Below are 19,010 nucleotides of genomic sequence, written 5' to 3'. Positions count from 1 at the left end.
GTGGGATTACTTGTTGATGACCAGTTCGACAGGGGTATCGATGACACCGTCCTTGAGGTTTTCAACCGGTTCTTTTTTGACCAGCTTGAGCGCCGTTTCGATGCCATAAACCGCCTGTTTGGCGGCAGCCTGATCGGCCGTTGCCAGCACGCGGCCATCCTTGAGCATGGGTTTTATCGCATCGATGTTGTCATAGCCGACCACTTGCACCTTGCCGACCTTGCCTGCAGCCCGGATAGCCGACACCGCGCCCAGCGCCATGCTGTCATTGCCCGCCAGGATGGCCTTGAGGTTTGGATACTCGCTGAGCATGCCCGCCGCAACCTTGTTGCCACCGTCGATTTCCCAGTTGCCCGACTGCACCGGCACAATCTTCATCCCGGCAGCGTTCATCGCATCCGTGAAACCCGCTGTGCGCATTTGCGCATTGGTCGTGGTCGATACACCCTCGATGATCCCGACCTCATCACCGGCCTTGAGCCTGGTGGCCAGGTACTCGCCGACCTCACGAGCCCCCTGCCTGTTGTTGGGCCCCACAAAGGGTACTTCGAGCCCTTTGCTTTTCAGCACCTGGGGGTCGAGCTGGTTGTCGATATTGACCACCACAATGCCACGGTCACTGGCCTTTTTGATGGCCGACACCAGCGCCTTGGAGTCTGCGGGCGCAATCACCAGCGCATCGACCTTGGCGATGATCATCTGATTGATGATGTCGATCTGGCCCGCAGTGTCCGTTTCATTTTTGATCCCGTTGGAAATCAGGTCGAAACTGGCGGCATTGGCCTTTTGATAATCCTCGCCACCCTTTTGCATGGTGACAAAGAACTCGTTTGCCAAGGACTTCATGACCAGGCCGACTTTGGGTTTTTGTGGCGTATCGGCATTGGCGACAGGGAGGGTAAGGGATGCCGCAGCCAGCATGGCGACAGCAAGAAGGCGTCCAGCAAATGGCAGCTTCATGGGGGCAACTCCGATCTTATGATTATTGTGAGCAACGTCCTGCTCGCACACGCCTGAGCGCCAAAAGCTGGGTGACTGGCATCAGGTCATGCCTGACTGCCAGAAATACAGACTCAAGAAAACGGCGCAAACGTTTGCTAGGCCCTCACTATGGAAAGCCACCTGTTATTTGTCAATGTGAAAAAAAACGCGATCAGACACATCGATATTCGACTCTCCGAACAAAAAAAAACGCTTCTGTTCGGAAAACCGTCCGATTTCTTTTCCAGAAAGCGGATCGTGGAAATAAAGACCCATAAATCAATACGTTGTGTGCGCCCCGAGAAACTTCGCTTAGTGGCACAAATAGTGCTTTCCAGTCTCTATGCATGGTCAATAAATGGCACATGCCGAACAAAGTGTGCAGTCATCGGCATACTCACTAATAAGAGAAAAAACAATGAAAAATGCTGTTTTGAAAACTTTTGTTCCGGGCGCACTGGCCCTGCTGCTGGCACTGCCGACCGCTCAAGCGCAAGAGGCTGTCACCAAGCCCAACGTCATCATCCTCGCCACTGGCGGCACTATCGCCGGTGCAGGTGCCAGCGCTGCCAACAGCGCCACTTACACGGCCGCTAAAGTCGGTATCGACAAATTGATCGCCGGCGTCCCCGAGCTAAGCCAACTGGCCAATGTGCGTGGCGAGCAAGTGATGCAAATAGCATCCGAGAGCATCACTAACGAAAACCTGCTGCAATTGGGCCGCCGGGTCGCCGAACTGGCTGACAGCAACGACGTTGATGGCATCGTTATCACCCACGGTACCGACACCCTCGAAGAAACCGCCTATTTCCTGAACCTGGTCGAAAAAACCGACAAGCCCATCGTGGTGGTCGGCTCCATGCGTCCGGGCACCGCCATGTCGGCTGACGGCATGCTGAACCTGTACAACGCCGTTGCCGTTGCCGGCAGCAAAGATGCGCGCGGCAAAGGCGTGCTGGTCACCATGAACGACGAAATCCAGTCGGGCCGTGATGTCAGCAAAATGATCAACATCAAGACCGAAGCCTTCAAAAGCCCGTGGGGTCCGCTGGGCATGGTCGTTGAAGGCAAGTCCTACTGGTTCCGCTTGCCAGCCAAGCGCCACACCATGGACTCCGAGTTCGACATCAAGAACATCAAGAGCCTGCCAAACGTTGGCATCGCCTACTCCTACGGCAATGTGGACGACACCGCCTATAAAGCGCTGGCCCAATCCGGTGCCAAAGCCATCATCCACGCGGGTACCGGCAACGGTTCAGTGTCCTCCAGCGTGGTGCCGACCTTGCAAGCCCTGCGTAAGGATGGCGTACAAATCATTCGTTCTTCCCACGTAAACAACGGCGGTTTCGTACTGCGTAACGCAGAACAGCCTGACGACAAAAACGACTGGGTTGTTGCCCATGACCTGAACCCGCAGAAAGCCCGCATCCTGGCCATGGTCGCCCTGACCAAGACCCAGGACAGCAAAGAGCTGCAGCGCATCTTCTGGGAATACTGAGTGCTTGCTTGACGCCTTGGCGCGCTGAATAAGCAAGGCCGCCTCCCCTATGGGAGGCGGCCTTTTTATTGGTCGGACAAAAGCTGCGGCACAACCGGCAGTTGCACCAAACAGTTGCCAAATGTGGCGCAGTTAAATACTGTATGCGCATACAGCACACCAAGGATTGCATCATGGCTAAAAAAGCAGCAAAAGAGCCGACTCCGCCAAGCCCCTATGAAATTTTCGGCACACGTATACAAAAAATCATCAGCTCGCCAAAAGCTCAAAAAGACAAAATGGCGGTGCTTGAGCGACTCGAAGGCGATAACCCTGAGTTCTGGGAACGCCTGCTGGAAGAAATTTCTGAAAACGATAACGTCACTGTCGCCCACCGCGATGATGGCGGCGTGAATGTTTTCTGGACCGTGCTTGAGGAAGACTGAGTCAATGAGGGTTTGTTTACTGGTACTGCTCGGTCTTTTCACCGTTGCAAGCGCACAGGCCGCGGCCCCGAATACCTTCAGCGAAGCCAAGAAGGTTGCCTGGAAGCTCTACGCGCCGCAGTCCACCGAGTTCTACTGCGGTTGCAAATACACCGGCAACCGCGTCGACCTGAAAGCCTGCGGTTATATCCCGCGCAAAAATGCCAACCGTGCCGCACGCATCGAGTGGGAACATATCGTTCCCGCCTGGCAGATCGGCCATCAGCGCCAATGCTGGCAAAGTGGCGGGCGAAAAAACTGCACCCGCAATGACCCGGTGTTCAAAGTTGCTGAAGCCGACTTGCACAACCTGGTACCCAGCATCGGCGAGGTCAATGGGGACCGCAGCAATTTCAGTTTTGGCTGGTTGCCCGAGCAAAAAGGCCAATATGGTTCGTGCCTGACACAAGTCGATTTCAAATCCAAAAAGGTCATGCCCCGCCCCTCCATTCGCGGGATGATCGCGCGCACCTACTTTTACATGAGCAAGCAATACAACTTGCGTCTGTCCAGGCAGGACCGCCAGCTTTACGAAGCCTGGAACAAAACCTACCCGGTTCAAGCCTGGGAGCGCCAGCGCAATCAGGCGGTGGCCTGCGTGATGGGCCGTGGCAACGAATTCGTCGGCCCGGTCAACCTCAAAGCCTGCAGTTGAAATCACCCCTGCCTGCACCCGCCTTGAGCCCTGGTTAAAACTGCGGTTCAAGGTGCTGTCCCTGCCCTTCGACGTTCGCTTTCGGCCAATCATTGTCCGACTGGATTCAGAGGGCGAATATTGCCGAACCGACAATGCTGAGCTATTACTTTCGGCATGATCAAACAGGTTCGATTCAATAAAAAACAACGGGTGGTAGACGAACTCGTCCACCGTATCGAAAGCGGGCTTCTGGCAGACGGTCACCTGCTGCCGGAAGCAGACCAATTGGCTCAAGAACTGCGTGTCAGCCACAGTACGTTGCGAGCAGCACTGGCCGAACTGGAAAAGCGAAAATACATTGCCAAACGCACCGAGGGCGGCGCCATCGTCACCTACGACGGTATTACGCTCGACCAAAACAACGGCTGGACACAGGCCCTGGCCAACACCGGCGCCCGTATCCACACCGAGCTACTGCGACTCGAGGCCATAGAGCGTGCGGACCTCCTGCATCGCTTCGGCTTGAGCCAGTTCGTGATCCTTGAGCGCCGCCGTCGCCGCGATGATGGCACTGCGATTTCTCTGGAACGCTCGTTCGTGCCCGCAACAGGTGGCCTGGAAGGTCTGCCACGTATAGGGCTGATTGACGACTCGCTCACCATTACGCTGGCGGCCTATGGCTTTGTCGGTGATCGTGGCGACCAATGGATTGGCGCCGAGCCGCTCGATGAAGAAGACGCACTATTGCTCGGCCGCCCCGCCGGCACGGTTTTTCTCAAAGCCCTGCGCACCACCTACGACCGCCAAGGACGCTTTATGGAAATGGTCGAGAGCTGGCTGGATCCTGTGCACTTTCGCATGTACCACTCATTTGGCACGCCAACATGACGCAGGCGGATCTCGCCCTTGGCGCACTGTACGGCCTGGCCCTGGGTGATGCGCTGGGCATGCCGACCCAATCGTTCAGTCGCGGACAGATCCAGGCCCGCTTCGGGTGCATTACAACCCTTGAGAATGCCCCGGCCGATCAACCCATTGCGCCAAATATGCCCGCGGGCTCAATCACCGACGATACCGAGCAGGCAATACTGGTCGGCCAACTGCTCGTTGAAGGCAAAGGCAATATTGACCCCCACCAGCTTGCCCGGCGCCTGATCAGTTGGGAGTCCGGCATGCGGGCCAAGGGTTCCCAGGACCTTCTGGGGCCATCAACCAAGCGCGCAATCGAGATGATCCTCGCTGGCCACAGCCCCACCGAATCGGGCCGCTACGGCACCACCAACGGCGCGGCCATGCGCATTGCTCCGGTAGGTATCGCCAGCGATATCAACCAGCCGGAACGCTTCATCCATTGTGTGGTTCAGGCGTGCCAGGTGACGCATAACACCAGCCTGGGGATTGCCAGCGCAGCCGCAGTGGCCGCCGTCATCTCCAGCGGCATAAACGGTAAAAAACTTGAGCACGCCCTCAATGCTGGCACTGAAATGGCCTTTATCGCCGAACACCAGGGTCACTGGGTTGCCGGGGGCCGCATCGGCCCGCGTATTCGCTGGGCCAGACAGGCCAGCTGCGAGTGCAACCCCGACAATTTTGGCGACCTGCTCTATGACGTGATTGGCACTTCGGTCGCTTCCCAGGAGTCCGTAGTAGTCGCCTTTGCCCTTGCCCAACGCGTGGCCAGCGCAGGGCTGAACCGTTTCGATGCCCTGTGCATGGCCGCCAGCATCGGTGGCGACACCGACACCATTGCCGCCATCCTCGGCGCCATGCTTGGTGCCTGTGGAGGAATGCAACAGTGGCCCGCGACACTGATCGAACAGATCACAAGGGTCAACGACCTGCATCTGCAGCCTCTGGCACGCGATCTGTCAGCCCTGCGCCTTGCGTAAAAAACCTGCCATGGACAGCAACACGACGGGCCTGGCACAAAGTCAGCGCCACACACAGCCTGCGACAACGATAACAAGCGCATCAGGAGCCATACGCCATGACTTCCCCTGACCCCGGGCACAGTGCCGGGCAACTGGAAACACGCGGCATCGAGCCGGTTCCCGAAAACGAGTGCAACGGCAACCCCGGGCAGCTGTTCTGGGTATGGTTTGCTGCCAATATCAGCATCCTCGGCCTGCCACTGGGCGCCACGCTGGTGGCCTTCCATCAACTGGCCATCTGGCAGGTGGTCATCGTCGCCTTGATCGGGGCTGGCGGCTCGTTCGCCCTGGTCGGCGTCATCTCCATCGCCGGTCGACGGGGCCGAGCACCAAGCCTGACCCTATCGCGAGCTATATTCGGCGTACGGGGCAATATAGGTCCTACGCTGGTTTCACTGATTTCCCGTGTCGGCTGGGAAACCGTAAACACCACCACCGCGGCATTTGTGCTGCTGGCCTTGTCTTCAATCCTGTTCAATACCCCCACCGAAGCCAAAAGCGCACCGGTGCTCACCCTGGTGTTTATCGCCCTCTTCACCCTGCTGACCCTTGCGGTTTCAGGCCTGGGCCACGCCACGCTGCTGCTGATCCAGAAGTGGGCAACTTATGTGTTCGGCGCGCTCAACCTGCTGGTCGGCGGTTTTCTGTGCGCCACCATCGACTGGCCAGGCGTCTTCAGCGCCAGCCCGGCACCCGTCAGCGCCGTGATTATCGGGATTGGCATCATGGCCGCGGGCACCGGTATCGGTTGGGCCAACGCCGGGGCTGACATGTCGCGCTACCAAAAATCCAGCGTCAGCGCCGCGCAACTGGTGGCAAGCGCAGCCTGGGGCGCAGGGATTCCACTGGTTCTGCTGATCACTCTGGGGGGGTTGCTGACGGTCGGCAACCACGCGCTGGCATCCGCAACCGACCCCATTGCAGCAATCCGCAGCCTGCTGCCCTCCTGGATGGCGGTTCCCTACCTGGTCAGCGCCTTTGGCGGCCTGTTGCTGTCCAATCATCTGTCCGTCTATTCGGCCGGTCTCACCACCCTAACCCTGGGTGTAAGGATCAAGCGGGTGCAGGCCGTCGTCGTGGATATCGTGGCGATTTTCTGTGGTTCGATTTACTTCATGCTATTTGCCGACAGCTTTTACGGCCCTTTCATCACTTTTATTTCACTCACTGCCATCCCGATTACCGCCTGGGTAGCGATTTTTGTCGTCGACCTGCTGCACCGTCACTGCTACAGCGCCAACGACTTGCTCAACGTCAGCCCCAGCAGCGCCTACTGGTACAGCGGCGGCATCGAATGGCGGGCCTTGAGTGCCTGGGCCGTGGCCCTGCTGCTGGGGTTATGCTTTACCCGGGTTGGCAGCAACGATGCCGACTGGTTTACCGGCCCGCTCGCCGATTCCTGGCTGGGCCACAACGGCCTCGGCTGGGTCGTGACTTTCATCGTGGCTGGCGGCCTGTATGCGCTGCTGGGCGGCGCCAGAGACCGCCGCCTGCCAGCACAGGACAGCGCCCATGCCTAGATTGCTGCACACAGGCCAGGTGATCATCGATCTGGCCATGAGCCTGGACACACTGCCCGCCTCCGGCGGCGACGCGCTGGCCCACAGCGCCAGCTTTCACGCCGGTGGCGGGTTCAACGTAATGGCCGCTGCCCAGCGCAACGGCCTGCAGAGTGTGTACCTGGGGCGTCATGGTCAGGGACAGTTCGGTGACATGGCTCGCCAGGCCATGCACGCCGAGGGCATACACATGACCCTGCCAGTAGACCCGCATAAAGACACCGGGCTGTGCGTCGCACTCACCGAAGCCAGCGCCGAGCGTACTTTTATTTCCTGCATTGGTGCCGAAGGCGGGTTGTCTGCCCACGACCTCGCGCACGTCAGCGTGCAGCCCGACGACCATCTCTATGTCAGCGGTTACAGCCTGCTCCATGTCGGCAAGGCGAGGCCGCTTTTGCAGTGGATACAGGGCCTGGCGCAGAGTGTCCAGGTGACCTTCGATCCCGGCCCGTTACTGACCGATATTGACCCGCAACTGCTCGACGCCCTGCTCCCGCGCCTGAACCTGTGGACCGGCAACACTGCCGAAGCGCTGAGTTTTACCCATGCCCCCACACTGACCGACGCCCTGCCTGCCCTGAGCGCACGCCTGCCCACACACTGCCTTGCGGTTGTGCGCGACGGCCCGCAAGGCTGCTGGATCAGTGACCGCCACGGTCAGCAACACATCGCCGGGTTCAAGGTGCAGTGCATCGACAGCAATGGTGCCGGGGATGCTCATACAGGCGTGCTGATTGCCGCATTGGCGGCCGGGCATCCCGCACCGCAAGCGGCGCAACGGGCCAATGCAGCAGCGGCAATCGCCGTGACCCGTCGGGGGCCTGCCACAGCGCCGGGCGCTGGCGAAATTGATCGTTTATTGGGCGAAAATGGTTTTCATTGATCGAAAAAGAATTCCCCTACATGCAAATACGACTATAGGCCTGCCCACAACAGGACTAAAGACTGTAAAAAACATCTGCAAAAACATGATGAAACGTTAGAAAATATTCAAAATACTGTTTTAACCCTAACCAGGCTCACGGAATGCAACTCCAGCGCCCGATAACTCTTCTAGAGGTCGGGCCATTTGTGCGTGTTTGCAGGGCTGCGTTTCTCCTGAATTGTGAAGATACTCTTGAAACTCATCATTATTGCTGTCTACGTCTTGTCCATCGCCTATGTCCACCTGCGGGGCAAGGTTCGCCATAAGCTCGGGCGTCAACTGACCGATCACTCCTCCTTCCTGGCTCCGATCAACTGCTTTTTGTATCTGTTTTCCAAAGTGCCCGGCCAGCCCTACCTCAAACCTGCCGATTTCCCGGAACTGCAACCCTTGCAGGATCACTGGCAGGAAATCCGTGAAGAAGCGCGAAACCTGATGCAGGCGGGCGAGATCAAGCGTTCCGAGCAACCCAACGATGTCGGCTTCAACTCGTTTTTCAAAAGTGGCTGGAAGCGCTTTTACCTGAAGTGGTATGGCGACAACCACCCTTCGGCGGTCGAACTGTGCCCGCGCACCATTGAGCTGCTCAACAGCATCGGTACGGTCAAGGCCGCCATGTTTGCCGAATTGCCCCCTGGCTCCAAACTGGTGCGTCACCGCGACCCCTACGCCGGATCGCTGCGTTTTCACCTGGGCCTGGACACCCCGAATGATCCAGGCTGCTATATCAACGTTGACGGCCAGAACTACGCCTGGCGTGACGGCGAGGCGGTGATGTTTGACGAAACCTTTATCCATTACGCCGAAAACACTACCGATAAAAATCGCATCATCCTGTTCTGCGATGTCGAGCGTCCGATGCAGTATCGCTGGGCCAGTGCCTTCAATCAGTGGTTCAGCCGCACAGTGATGGCATCCGCCAGTTCGCCTAACGATGCCAGTGACAAAACCGGCGCCCTGAACCGCGCATTTACCCGGTTATACAAGATTCGCCTGCGCGGCAAAGAGCTGAAAAAGCGCAATCGCACGCGTTACTACGTAGAAAAATGGTTGGTGTTCGGCGGGTTGCTGGGTGTGTTTTTGTTGGTCTAGCCTTGTAGCCGCTACGAGGCACGAAGCTGCGAAGGGCTGCGTAGCGGGCCCGCACTTTTAAACTCCTGTGGCCCTTAATGCAGCCTCGCACCTCGTCAGCCGCTACACCACCAGCGGCGGCAAGGTGCCCAGCAATGACACGGCGGCGACTGCCGCCAAGCCAAACAGCCATTCCAATGCAACGCTTCTGCGCAACAGGGTGAAGCGGCCCGCACGACTCATCAGCAGATTGAACAGCGCCAGCAGCAACATCACCCCCACCAGGGTCACCTTGATCAACAGAATCAGGGCGAAGCCTTCAAACAAAGGTGAAGGCCAGAGCGCACCGGTCAGCACGCGGGTATTGATCAGCCCGGTAAGAATAATCCCGGCGACCAACATAAATCCCAGATTGCTGAAGCGCTGCAACACAGCGCCCACGTCCTGACCGACAGGCCGCACAAGGATAAGCTGCAACCCCAACAGACCACCGATCCAGGCCCCCACACACGCCAGATGCACCCACTGGTTAAGCATCAGCAATTGCCCACGCCAGCCATCCAGCATCGCGCCGTGACCCACCGGAGCCAACGTGCCCAACAACAGAAAACCCAGCAACCAGATAAGGTTAAATCCGCTACGGGCATACAAGGCGAGCAACAACAGCACGCAAAACAGCAGATGAAAAGCCCACACCTGGCCGAAAAAGGTACTGCCCAACACCAGCCACAACGTCGCCGGGGCCAGGGTTTCAGGCCAGCTTCCTGCCATCGAGTGGGTGGTCAACAGTAACCAGGCAAGGCCGCTGGCCAGCGCCACCCAGGCCAGCACCCGATTGACCTTAAGCAATTGGCCATCAATGTCGAAGGATGGCCATGCCCCGCGCAAAAGAGGCCTGAATGCACAGGCTCCGAAGATCAGCAACACCACACTGAAATGCACAAACCGGCAGATCACCATTGCACTGAGCATCAACTCAGTTGCTCACCGTAAAGCTGTAATCGCCGGCACTTTTGTGGGTATCGACAGACACGGCGTTCCATTTGACGTTATAGGTACCCGCCGGCAACGGCTGTGCCGGTGTCACAATCAGGGTTTTCTTGTTGCCGGGTTCGGTCTTGATGCTGCTCACCGGCACCGGCGCCTGGTCATGGCTGATCACAACCTGGGTAAACGCCTGCTCCACGCCTTCACTGAACACCAGGCGCAGTTCGTTGACGCTGTTCACCGTGCTGTCGGCGGCGGGGGTCGCCTGCTCCAGATGGGCATGGGCAAACGCTGCGCCGGCCCCGGTCATCAGTGTCAGTAACGCAGCCGTATTAAGAACTTTCTTCAAAAAAGCAGCAGCCATTGCACAGTACCTTGAGAGTGAAATACACGGTCATAATACTCGCCTAAACTGATTTGAAGGGCGAGCGCAGACAACACAAACACAACGTCTCCCCCGCAAGGATTCCGGTATGCCCACCCGCCTCAGCTTTATTTGTCATGCCCGCACAGAAGCCCAGCGTCTGGGCCGCTTTGCACTGGATGAGGCGGCTGACCCGAAAGGCCTGCTGTTGGCCGCCGAATTGAGTGCCAGGCTGAAGAAGCCGGTACGCATACTCTGTGCGCCCGAAACCCGCACATTGCAAACCGCCCTGGCACTGGGTGGTGAGATTGAAATCGTGCCCGCCCTGGGCGATTACGATATCGGCGACTGGCAGGGCCAGCGCCTGTCAGACCTGCAACAAAGCATGCCCCAGGCGCTAGCCAACTGGATCAGCAACCCCGATGCCGCGCCCCATGGCGGCGAGTCGATACAGGCCCTGTGCCTGCGGGTCAGCGCCTGGCTCGACGAGTTTCGCGAAGAGGGTCATTTTGCCGTGGTGACTCATCCTTTTGTGATCCGCGCTGCCATATTGCACGCCCTGGCAGCGAGCACTGCCTCCTTCAACCTGATTGACGTAGAGCCACTGGCGGTGGTCGACCTGCGCTTCAACGAGCGCTGGCGCTTGCGGGTGTAATTCACTCCTCCAGCGTCAGCCCGCCGGGAGGCAATGGCAGCGCAGTTTTGTAGCGCACCTGTTTGAGGGCGAAGCTGGAGCGGATATTGGCCACCCCGGGCACCTTGGTCAAAAAGTCCATCATGAAACGCTCCAGCGCCTGAATGCTGGGCACCAGCACCCGGATCAGGTAATCCGGGTCGCCGGCCATCAAGTAGCACTCCATGACTTCATGGCGATCGGATATCGCCGCTTCAAAATGCTGCAGGGCTTCCTCGACCTGTTTTTCCAGGCTCACATGGATAAACACATTGACATGCAGCCCCAGCATATCGGCGTCAAGCAGGGTCACCTGCTCGCGGATCAGGCCGCGCTCTTCCATGGCCTTGACCCGGTTGAAACAGGGCGTCGGCGACAGGTTGACCGAACGCGCAAGGTCCGCATTGGTGATGCGCGCATTCTGCTGAAGGCTATTGAGAATCCCGATATCAGTTCGATCTAGCTTGCGCATGAGACAAAAGCACCTGTTTTTTATGTTTATGCAGAATTCTTATCCTTAAACGCTGCAAAGCACAATGAACTACAGAGAAATATTCTTCGGCGTCAGGAATATGATTGTTGTAGGACAAGATCTTGGTTTTTATCAGACAGATCTTCGACAGTACTACCTAGCTCCCGCGCCTATAAACACGACAAGATCGAGCGTAGAGAAAGCCATGAATGAATATGCACCGCTGCGCCTGCACGTTCCCGAACCGTCCGGCCGCCCAGGCTGCAAGACCGACTTCAGCTACCTGCGCCTGACCGATGCCGGTCTGGTGCGCAAACCCCCGATCGATGTAGAACCTGCCGACACCGCAGACCTGGCCAGAGGCCTGATCCGTGTTCTCGACGACAAGGGCCAGGCCCTTGGCCCGTGGGCCGAAGGCGTATCGAGCGAAGTGTTGCGCGAAGGCATGCGCGCCATGCTCAAGACGCGCATTTTCGACACGCGCATGGTGGTCGCCCAGCGTCAGAAAAAAATGTCGTTCTATATGCAAAGCCTGGGCGAAGAAGCCATCGGCAGCGCCCAGGCCCTGGCCTTGAACATCGACGACATGTGCTTCCCCACCTACCGCCAGCAAAGCATCCTGATGGCTCGTGATGTGCCGCTGGTCGACCTGATCTGCCAATTGCTCTCCAACGAACGCGACCCGCTTAAGGGTCGGCAATTGCCGATCATGTACTCGGTGCGCGACTACGGCTTTTTCAGTATTTCCGGCAACCTCGCCACCCAATTCGTACAGGCGGTTGGTTGGGGCATGGCCTCGGCCATCAAGGGCGACACCAAAATCGCCTCGGCCTGGATCGGTGACGGCGCCACCGCCGAATCGGACTTCCACACTGCCCTCACCTTTGCCCACGTTTACCGCGCCCCGGTGATCCTCAACGTGGTCAACAACCAATGGGCCATTTCGACCTTCCAGGCCATTGCCGGTGGCGAGTCCACCACCTTTGCCGGACGCGGCGTGGGCTGCGGTATTGCTTCGCTGCGGGTCGACGGCAACGACTTTATCGCCGTTTACGCCGCCTCGGCCTGGGCCGCAGAGCGCGCGCGCCGCAACCTGGGGCCGACCCTGATCGAATGGGTCACTTATCGTGCTGGCCCGCACTCCACCTCCGACGACCCATCCAAGTATCGTCCGGCCGATGACTGGAGCCACTTCCCGCTGGGCGATCCGATTCTTCGCCTCAAGCAGCACCTGATTGCCACCGGCAACTGGTCGGAAGAAGAGCACGCAGCCGTCAGTGCCGAGCTGGAAGCGGAAATCATTGGCGCGCAAAAGGAAGCCGAGCGTTTCGGCACCCTGGCAGGCGGGCAGATACCCAGTGCCGCGAGCATGTTCGAAGACGTGTACAAGGAAATGCCCGAGCATTTGCGCCGGCAACGCCAGGAATTGGGGTTATAACCAGATGAACGACAACAATAAAATTCAGATGGAGAACGCCGTGAGTACCAGCACCATGACGATGATCCAGGCCCTGCGCTCGGCCATGGATGTGATGCTCGAGCGCGACGATAACGTGGTGGTGTTTGGCCAGGACGTGGGCTACTTCGGCGGTGTGTTCCGCTGCACCGAAGGCCTGCAGGCCAAGTACGGCAGTTCGCGGGTGTTCGACGCACCGATCTCGGAAAGTGGCATCGTCGGTACCGCCGTGGGCATGGGCGCCTATGGCCTGCGCCCGGTGGCCGAAATCCAGTTTGCCGACTATTTCTACCCGGCGTCCGACCAGATTGTTTCTGAAGCGGCGCGCCTGCGTTACCGTTCTGCCGGCGAGTTTATCGCGCCAATGACCATCCGCATGCCCTGCGGCGGCGGGATTTACGGTGGCCAGACCCACAGCCAGAGCCCCGAGGCCATGTTTACCCAGGTCTGCGGCCTGCGTACCGTGATGCCATCCAACCCCTACGACGCCAAGGGCCTGCTGATTGCCGCCATCGAGAACGATGACCCGGTGATCTTCCTCGAGCCAAAACGCCTGTACAACGGCCCGTTCGACGGCCACCACGACCGTCCGGTAACCCCCTGGATGAAGCACCCGGCCAGCGCCGTGCCCGACGGTTACTACACCGTCCCGCTGGACTGCGCCGCCATTGTGCGGCCCGGTACTGAAGTCACCATCCTGACCTACGGCACCACCGTTTATGTGGCCCAGGCCGCCGCCGAAGAAACCGGCATCGACGCTGAAGTAATCGACTTGCGCAGCCTCTGGCCGCTGGACCTGGACGCCATTGTCACCTCTGTAAAAAAGACCCGCCGTTGCGTTGTTGTTCACGAAGCCACCCGTACCTGCGGGTTTGGCGCCGAGCTGATCGCACTGGTTCAAGAGCACTGCTTCCACTACCTGGAAGCGCCGATCGAGCGCGTAACCGGCTGGGATACCCCCTATCCCCATGCCCAGGAGTGGGCCTATTTCCCCGGCCCGGCGCGAGTGGGTGCTGCACTACAACGGGTTATGGAGGTCTGAATGGGTACGCACGTTATCAAGATGCCGGACATTGGCGAAGGCATTGCGCAAGTAGAACTGGTGGAATGGTTTGTCAAAGTCGGTGACATGGTCAGCGAAGACCAGGTGGTCGCCGATGTGATGACCGACAAGGCCACGGTAGACATCCCCTCCCCCGTGGCCGGCAGGGTCCTGGCCCTGGGTGGCCAGCCTGGCGAAGTCATGGCCGTGGGCAGCGAACTGATCCGCATCGAAGTCGAAGGCGCCGGCAACCTGCGTGAAAGTGCGCAAGCTGGCCCTGCAGCGGAACCTGTGGTCGCCGCAGTAAAAGCCGCCCCTCAAGCTCGCGTAGAAGTGGCCGTGGTGGCCGCCCCACCGATCAAGGCGGCACCGGCACAACGATCGGCGCCTGTGGCCCGTGAAGCCAACGAGCGCCCGCTGGCCTCCCCGGCCGTGCGCAAGCGCGCCTGGGATAGCGGTATCGAGTTGCGCTTTGTGGTTGGCAGCGGCCCGGCGGGCCGTGTCCTGCATGACGACCTGGATGCATACCTGGCCCGCGACACCGCAACCAGCGTGGCACCGGCCAGCGGTTACGCCCTGCGCAACGACGAGCAACAGATCCCGGTGATCGGCCTGCGCCGCAAGATCGCCCAACGCATGCAGGACGCCAAGCGCCGTGCCGCACACTTCAGCTATGTCGAGGAAGTGGACGTCACCGCCCTGGAAGAACTGCGTGCCCAGCTCAACCAAAAATGGGGGGACAGCCGCGGCAAACTGACCCTGTTGCCGTTTCTGCTGCGGGCCATGGTCGTGGCCTTGCGCGACTTCCCGCAGATCAACGTGCGCTACGACGACGAAGCGCAAATCATCACTCGCTTTGGCGCCGCCCATATTGGCGTCGCCGCGCAAAGCGACGGTGGTTTGATGGTGCCTGTGGTGCGCCATGCCGAGACCCTCAACCTGTGGGGCGCCGCCGATGAAATCGCCCGCCTGGCCAACGCCGTACGCACCGGCAAGGCTACCCGCGAGGAACTCACCGGCTCGACCATCACCCTGACCAGCCTGGGAGCCTTGGGCGGGATTGTCAGCACACCGGTGGTCAACCTGCCCGAAGTGGCGATCATTGGCGTCAACCGCATCGTCGAGCGCCCGGTGGTGGTCAAAGGCCAGATCGTGGTGCGCAAAATGATGAACCTCTCCAGCTCCTTTGACCATCGTGTGGTCGACGGCATGGACGCGGCGCAATTTATCCAGGCCATGCGTGGCTTGCTCGAACAACCTGCCACCCTGTTTGTGGAGTGAACATGCAGCCAACCCAACACACCACGCTGCTGATTATCGGCGGCGGCCCCGGCGGCTATGTGGCAGCGATCCGCGCCGGCCAGCTGGGCATTCCGACGGTCCTGATCGAAGGCCAGTCGCTGGGCGGTACCTGCCTGAACGTCGGCTGCATCCCGTCCAAGGCCCTGATCCACGTTGCCGAACAGTTCCATGCCACCCAGCGCTACAGCACCGGTACTTCACCGCTGGGGATCAAGACCCAGGCCCCGACCCTGGACATCGGCCAGAGCGTGCAATGGAAAAACACCATTGTTGATCGCCTGACCAGCGGCGTCGGCGCTCTGCTGAAAAAGAACAACGTCAAGGTCATTCACGGCTGGGCCAAAATCCTCGACGGCAAGGCGGTTGAAGTCGGCGGCCAGCGCATCGAATGCGAACATCTGTTGCTGGCCACCGGCTCGCAAACGGTCGACCTGCCGATCCTGCCCATTGGCGGGGCGATCATTTCGTCCACCGAAGCCCTGCAGCCCACCACCATTCCCCGACGCCTGACCGTGGTTGGCGCTGGCTATATCGGCCTGGAACTGGGGATCGCCTACCGCAAGCTGGGGGCCGAAGTCACGGTGGTTGAAGCCCGTGACCGTATCCTGCCAACTTACGACAAGGACCTGACCTTGCCCGTGGCAGAATCCCTCAAGGCACTGGGGATTACCCTGTATCTGGAGCACAGCGTCGAAGGTTTCCAGGCCAGCAGCAAAACCCTGTCGATGCGTGACCGCATGGGCCAGAGCCAGACCCTGGAAACCGATCAGGTGCTGGTGGCGGTGGGTCGTCGGCCGCGTACACAAGGCTTCAACCTTGAAGCGCTGGCACTGACCATGAACGGCCCGGCGATTCGCGTCGACAACCGTTGCCACACCAGCATGCGCAATGTCTGGGCGATTGGTGACCTGACCGGCGAGCCGATGCTGGCCCACCGGGCCATGGCCCAGGGTGAGATGGTTGCTGAAATCATTGCCGGCAAACAGCGCGAGTTCAGCCCTGCGGCGATTGCCGCGGTGTGTTTTACCGATCCCGAAATCGTCGTGGTGGGCAAAACCCCGGTTGAGGCGCAAGAGGCCGGTCTGGACTGCATCAGCGCCAGCTTTCCGTTCTCTGCCAATGGCCGGGCCATGACCCTGGAAGCCAAAACCGGCTTTGTGCGGGTTGTGGCGCGACGTGACAATCACCTGATTGTCGGTTGGCAAGCCGTGGGGGTCGGTGTTTCGGAGTTGTCGACGGCCTTTGCCCAGTCATTGGAAATGGGCGCCTGCCTGGAAGACATCGCCGGCACCATCCACGCGCACCCGACCCTGGGCGAAGCGGTCCAGGAAGCCGCGTTGCGTGCGCTGGGGCATGCGTTGCACCTGTAATCCCCCCCTTACTGTGGGAGCGGGCTTGCTCGCGATGCAGGCGACGCGGTTTATCTGATAGACCGAGTGGCTGCTATCGCGAGCAAGCCCGCTCCCACAGCAAGTCAGGCCCTGCGCAATCCAACACTGGGCGTAATGGCTCAACACCAGTAGAATCGCGCTCTTTTTTCCAGGGCGCTCGCCATGACCTCTCTTAAAACCCCGCTCGAAGCCGAGTCCCAAACCAGCGAGCTGGTCTTAGGTCTTGAAGACCGTCCCAAGCCGTGGATCGCCTTTCTGGCCGCCCTGCAGCACCTGCTGGCCATTATTGTGCCGATCGTCACCCCCGGCCTGCTGATCTGCCAGGCCCTGGGTGTGTCCAGCCGTGATACCAACCTGATTGTCTCCATGTCGCTGGTGATCTCCGGTATCGCTACCTTTGTTCAGTGCAAACGCTTTGGCCCCTTTGGCGCCGGACTGCTGATCGTCCAGGGCACCAGTTTCAACTTTGTCGGCCCGCTGATTGCCGGCGGCGCACTGATGGTCAAGCAAGGCACGCCGGTTGAAGGCGTGATGGCGGCGATCTTTGGCGTGGTGATTGCCGGCTCGTTTGTCGAAATGGGTATCTCGCGCATCCTGCCTTTTGTAAAACGCATGATCACCCCGCTGGTCACCGGCATCGTGGTGCTGATGATCGGCCTGACCCTGATCAAGGTCGGCCTGATCAGCATGGGCGGCGGCTTCACGGCCATGGGCAACGGTACCTTCGCCAACGGCGAAAACCTGATGCTGTCGGGTGTGGTGCTGGCCATTATCGTGATCCTTAACCGCATCCCGCTGGTGTGGATGCGCAGTTGCGCCATTGTTATCGCCCTGGCCGTGGGCTACGCCCTGGCAGGCTACCTGGGCCGCCTGGACTTCACCGGCATGCACCAGGCCGAGCTGTTCCAGGTGCCAATGCCCTTGCATTTCGGCCTGGGGTTTTCCTGGGCGCTGTTTATTCCCATGCTGGTGATCTACCTGGTCACGTCGCTGGAAGCCATCGGTGACGTCACAGCCACCAGCAAAGTATCGCGCCAGCCGGTCGAAGGCCCGGTGTGGATGCAGCGCATCAAGGGCGGGGTGCTGGTCAACGGCGCCAACTCGTTTCTGGCGGGTATCTTCAACACCTTCCCGAGTTCGGTGTTTGCCCAGAACAACGGTGTTATCCAGCTCACCGGTATCGCCAGCCGCCATATCGGTGTGTGGATTGCCGGCATGCTGATCCTGCTGGGCCTGTTCCCCAGCGTTGCCGGTGCGATTCAGGCAGTGCCTGAGCCGGTACTGGGCGGTGCGGCCATGGTGATGTTCGGCGCCGTTGCCGCTTCGGGTATCAATATTCTGGCCAGCATTACCCTGGACCGCCGCGCCCTGCTGATCATTGCCGTGTCCCTGGCGCTGGGCCTGGGCGTATCGCAAGTGCCTGAGTTCCTGGCGCATATGCCTGCAGCTCTGCGTAACGTACTGGAGTCAGGTGTGGCTACAGGCGGTATCTGTGCCCTGCTGTTGAACTGGTTCCTGCCGGAAACAGAGAAAAAACCGACGTTGTAAGCGACACGGCCAGGCAGGAGTGCCTTTTGCCCTCCTGCTTGTGCTTACAAAAACGGGTCGTTATTCACCGCCAATCTTTCCCAATTTCTTCATTTGGCCTACTATTTTCTCAAACCCTCAATGCCTGACATAGGCGATGTTTATGAACACATACGGTGAGCGACTCAAACATGAGCGTTTGCGCCTGAAACTGACACAGGCACAACTGGCGAATGCGGGGGGTATAGGGCGCCATGCACAAAGCTACTATGAGCGCGATATCACCTTGCCCCGCGCCGACTATCTGGCGGCCATTACTCTGCTCGGTATCGATGTGGTGTTCATCATCACTGGCAAGCACACCCTGCCTGTTTACGAGGAAATCAGTTGTGACCGAACCCGGCACCCGGCATCAAAAAGCACTTGATCGCTTTCTCAGTGACCACCCTGAACTGGTCGTGGCGCTTGAGACATTGAACCCATTGGCCGCCCGCGCTATCGGCCAATCGATAAAGGAATATCGCCAGGAACGCTTGAACGAAGCCTTTGAGGCCGAGGCTGAGCGTCTGGGATTTTTCGCCTGGGAGCTGACCCTGCAATTGACCAGCGCCAGCCCGCAAGAATTCGAGGCCCAGCGCCTTGAAGTGCATCGCGAAGTGGCGCAAATGGCCGGCATGGAATGGGTTGAATACTGCGAACTGCATGGCCCGCTCCGTAGCAGTTGACGAGC

20 protein-coding genes are annotated in these 19,010 nt (G+C 59.4%); 16 read left to right on the top strand and 4 right to left on the bottom strand.

All coding sequences use genetic code 11. The features are described 5' to 3' along the window. Positions 1-6: 6 nt before the first annotated feature. On the bottom strand, positions 7-960 hold the full coding sequence (locus tag QN377_RS04810; protein ID WP_095001983.1) for a sugar ABC transporter substrate-binding protein: 954 nt from the start codon (positions 958-960) through the stop codon (positions 7-9). 439 nt (positions 961-1,399) lie between these two features. Here QN377_RS04810 and QN377_RS04805 point away from each other — a divergent pair, with 439 nt between their 5' ends. From QN377_RS04805 to lpxO, 8 genes are all read left to right on the top strand, one after another. Continuing rightward, entirely contained in the window at positions 1,400-2,479 is a 1,080-nt protein-coding gene (locus QN377_RS04805) for an asparaginase (RefSeq protein WP_095023608.1), read from the top strand. 173 nt (positions 2,480-2,652) lie between these two features. Continuing rightward, positions 2,653-2,904 carry a DUF1654 domain-containing protein gene (locus QN377_RS04800; RefSeq protein WP_095001985.1) on the top strand — a complete coding sequence of 84 codons (252 nt, stop codon included), beginning with the start codon at positions 2,653-2,655 and terminating at the stop codon, positions 2,902-2,904. A 4-nt stretch (positions 2,905-2,908) separates the two neighbouring features. Beyond that, complete coding sequence (locus QN377_RS04795; RefSeq protein WP_095020767.1) at positions 2,909-3,598, top strand: endonuclease; 690 nt, start codon at positions 2,909-2,911, stop codon at positions 3,596-3,598. A gap of 156 nt (positions 3,599-3,754) precedes the next feature. After that, positions 3,755-4,468, top strand: a complete 714-nt coding sequence (locus tag QN377_RS04790; RefSeq protein ID WP_095018572.1) for a GntR family transcriptional regulator — start codon at positions 3,755-3,757, stop codon at positions 4,466-4,468. Beyond that, positions 4,465-5,469 (top strand): ADP-ribosylglycohydrolase family protein, encoded by a 1,005-nt coding sequence (locus QN377_RS04785; protein WP_095018571.1) that lies wholly within the window; start codon positions 4,465-4,467, stop codon positions 5,467-5,469. The genes QN377_RS04790 and QN377_RS04785 overlap by 4 nt, the downstream gene beginning before the upstream one ends. 98 nt (positions 5,470-5,567) lie before the next feature. Further along, positions 5,568-7,031: a purine-cytosine permease family protein gene (locus tag QN377_RS04780; protein ID WP_095001989.1), complete on the top strand. Its 1,464-nt coding sequence runs from the start codon at positions 5,568-5,570 to the stop codon at positions 7,029-7,031. Then, positions 7,024-7,953, top strand: coding sequence for a PfkB family carbohydrate kinase (locus QN377_RS04775; RefSeq protein ID WP_095018570.1), 930 nt, complete (start codon positions 7,024-7,026; stop codon positions 7,951-7,953). Before QN377_RS04780 ends, QN377_RS04775 begins: the two co-directional genes overlap by 8 nt. Positions 7,954-8,187: 234 nt before the next feature. Then, positions 8,188-9,087: a lipid A hydroxylase LpxO gene (lpxO, locus tag QN377_RS04770; RefSeq protein ID WP_095001991.1), complete on the top strand. Its 900-nt coding sequence runs from the start codon at positions 8,188-8,190 to the stop codon at positions 9,085-9,087. A gap of 102 nt (positions 9,088-9,189) precedes the next feature. Here lpxO and copD read toward each other — a convergent pair whose 3' ends face one another. Next, complete coding sequence (gene copD, locus QN377_RS04765) at positions 9,190-10,038, bottom strand: copper homeostasis membrane protein CopD (RefSeq protein WP_095018569.1); 849 nt, start codon at positions 10,036-10,038, stop codon at positions 9,190-9,192. Positions 10,039-10,042: 4 nt separating this feature from the next. Next, entirely contained in the window at positions 10,043-10,417 is a 375-nt protein-coding gene (gene copC / locus QN377_RS04760; protein WP_095001993.1) for a copper homeostasis periplasmic binding protein CopC, read from the bottom strand. Positions 10,418-10,526: 109 nt separating this feature from the next. Between copC and QN377_RS04755 the strand changes: the two genes are divergently transcribed. Beyond that, entirely contained in the window at positions 10,527-11,072 is a 546-nt protein-coding gene (locus QN377_RS04755; protein WP_095001994.1) for a histidine phosphatase family protein, read from the top strand. Between the two features lies 1 nt (position 11,073). On the opposite strand, the gene bkdR is transcribed toward QN377_RS04755, so the two are convergent. Continuing rightward, a complete protein-coding gene (bkdR, locus tag QN377_RS04750; RefSeq protein ID WP_016781430.1) occupies positions 11,074-11,562 on the bottom strand; it encodes a Bkd operon transcriptional regulator BkdR in 489 nt (162 codons plus the stop codon). Between the two features lie 205 nt (positions 11,563-11,767). On the opposite strand from bkdR, the gene QN377_RS04745 reads away from it, so the two are divergent. From QN377_RS04745 to QN377_RS04715, 7 genes are all read left to right on the top strand, one after another. After that, positions 11,768-13,000 carry a 3-methyl-2-oxobutanoate dehydrogenase (2-methylpropanoyl-transferring) subunit alpha gene (locus QN377_RS04745; protein ID WP_169916544.1) on the top strand — a complete coding sequence of 411 codons (1,233 nt, stop codon included), beginning with the start codon at positions 11,768-11,770 and terminating at the stop codon, positions 12,998-13,000. A 4-nt stretch (positions 13,001-13,004) separates the two neighbouring features. After that, entirely contained in the window at positions 13,005-14,060 is a 1,056-nt protein-coding gene (locus QN377_RS04740) for an alpha-ketoacid dehydrogenase subunit beta (protein WP_016781432.1), read from the top strand. Beyond that, positions 14,061-15,341, top strand: coding sequence for a dihydrolipoamide acetyltransferase family protein (locus tag QN377_RS04735; protein WP_095001996.1), 1,281 nt, complete (start codon positions 14,061-14,063; stop codon positions 15,339-15,341). A gap of 2 nt (positions 15,342-15,343) precedes the next feature. Further along, on the top strand, positions 15,344-16,732 hold the full coding sequence (gene lpdA, locus QN377_RS04730; RefSeq protein WP_095001997.1) for a dihydrolipoyl dehydrogenase: 1,389 nt from the start codon (positions 15,344-15,346) through the stop codon (positions 16,730-16,732). Between the two features lie 183 nt (positions 16,733-16,915). Beyond that, positions 16,916-18,301, top strand: coding sequence for a nucleobase:cation symporter-2 family protein (locus QN377_RS04725; protein WP_095018566.1), 1,386 nt, complete (start codon positions 16,916-16,918; stop codon positions 18,299-18,301). A 142-nt stretch (positions 18,302-18,443) separates the two neighbouring features. Further along, the gene (locus QN377_RS04720; RefSeq protein WP_095025809.1) at positions 18,444-18,707 is read left to right on the top strand and encodes a helix-turn-helix domain-containing protein; all 264 of its coding nucleotides are present in this window, start codon (positions 18,444-18,446) and stop codon (positions 18,705-18,707) included. Continuing rightward, positions 18,670-19,005, top strand: coding sequence for a DUF6388 family protein (locus QN377_RS04715; protein WP_095002000.1), 336 nt, complete (start codon positions 18,670-18,672; stop codon positions 19,003-19,005). Before QN377_RS04720 ends, QN377_RS04715 begins: the two co-directional genes overlap by 38 nt. Positions 19,006-19,010 lie beyond the last annotated feature (5 nt).

Origin of the sequence: Pseudomonas sp. CCC4.1 (genome assembly GCF_035019225.1) — a bacterium.
Taxonomy (GTDB): Bacteria; Pseudomonadota; Gammaproteobacteria; order Pseudomonadales; family Pseudomonadaceae; genus Aquipseudomonas; species Aquipseudomonas bubulae.
The sequence above is the reverse complement of the archived record's forward strand: the minus strand, read 5'-3'. Positions and strand labels throughout refer to the sequence as shown.